The 1,469-nt window shown below is 73.7% G+C and carries 1 protein-coding gene; it reads right to left on the bottom strand.

Features of this window, described 5'->3' with window-relative positions:
• Positions 1 to 85: 85 nt before the first annotated feature.
• Positions 86 to 1,429, bottom strand: coding sequence for an LLM class flavin-dependent oxidoreductase (locus AC5LSR_RS00900; RefSeq protein ID WP_250280871.1), 1,344 nt, complete (start codon positions 1,427 to 1,429; stop codon positions 86 to 88).
• Between the last annotated feature and the right edge of the window lie 40 nt (positions 1,430 to 1,469).

A 1,469-nucleotide genomic window follows, 5' to 3' on the forward strand; every position in this document is an offset into this window, starting at 1 on the left:
GGTCATCGTCGGCCTCCTCGTCGGCCGTGGGCCGGAAGTGACGACGGTCGGTGACCGCCGTTCGGTCGGACATGCCGGACAGCGGTCACGCGCCGCGCCGGTCGCGGGCGTACCGGCTGGCCGGGCGGGGCAGCCCCAGGTTCTCGCGCAGGGTCCGGCCCTCGTAGGAGGCCCGGAACAGGCCGCGCCGTCGCAGCTGCGGGATGACCAGGTCCGCGAAGTCGTCGAGCGTCTCCGGCAGGTACGGGAAGATCACGTTGAAACCGTCCGCGGCCTGCGTCTCGAACCACTCCTGGATGTGGTCGGCGACCGTCTCCGGGGTGCCGACGATGGTCCGCTCGTCGCGGGCCAGCCCCCTGGCGAGCTCGCGGATGGTCAGGTTGCGGGCCCGGGCCCGCTCCACGATGAGCCGCTGGGCGCTGCGGCTCTGGTTCGAGACGGGCAGCTGCGGCAGCGGCCCGTCCAGCGGGTGCGTCGACAGGTCGACGCCGCCGAGCCAGTAGGCGAGATCGGCCAGCGCCACCCGCGGGTCGAGCAGCGCGTACAGCCGCTCGGCCTTGTCCTCGGCCTCGGCCAGGGTGCGGCCGACGATCGTGGACAGCGCCGGCAGGACGAGGACGTGCTCCGGGTTCCGGCCGGCCGCGGCCGCCCGCGCCTTGATCTCGGCGTAGAAGGCCCGGGCGGCGGCGCCGTCGGGATGGTGGGTGAAGACGACGTCCGCGGCCGCGGCCGCCAGCGACTTACCGGCCTCGGAGGAGCCGGCCTGGACGACCACCGGATGGCCCTGCGGCGGGCGGGGGATGTTCAACGGCCCGGTCACCGAGAAGTACCTTCCCCGGTGGTCGAGCCGGTGCACCCGGTCGTCGTCGAAGTAGATCCCGGACGCCTGGTCGCGGCGGAACGCGTCGTCGTCGAAGCTGTCCCACAGGCCGGTCACCACCTGGTGGAACTCCGCGGCCCGCCGGTAGCGCTCGGCGTGCCCGACGTGCTCGGGCAGGCCGAAGTTACGGGCCTCCGCGTCGTTGAGCGAGGTGACCAGGTTCCAGCCGGCCCGCCCCCGGCTGAGATGGTCCAGCGAGGCGAACGTGCGCGCCAGGTGGTAGGGCTCGTTGTAGGTGGTGGACGCGGTGGCGATGAGCCCGATCCGGCTGGTGGCGGTGGCCAGCGCGGCGAGCAGGGTCGTCGGCTCGAAGGAGTCGTTGACCACCGAGACCCGGCGCAGCACCTCCTGGTCGGCGAAGGGCACCCCGACGAGGTCGGCGAAGAAGAGCGCGTCGAAGCAGGCCCGCTCGGCGGTCCGCGCCAGCTCGATCAGGTGCCGGATGTTCACGCCCGCGTCCGGGACGGCGCCCGGATGCCGCCAGGCGGCCAGGAACTCCCCCGGCGGCTTGAGGAAGGCGTTGAGGCGCAGCCGCCTGCCGTGGGTCATCGGTTTCCTTCCCCTGCCCCCGGCCCGGCCTGCCGCCCCG

The sequence above is a fragment of the Protofrankia sp. CiP1_Cm_nod4 genome, from assembly GCF_982290645.1.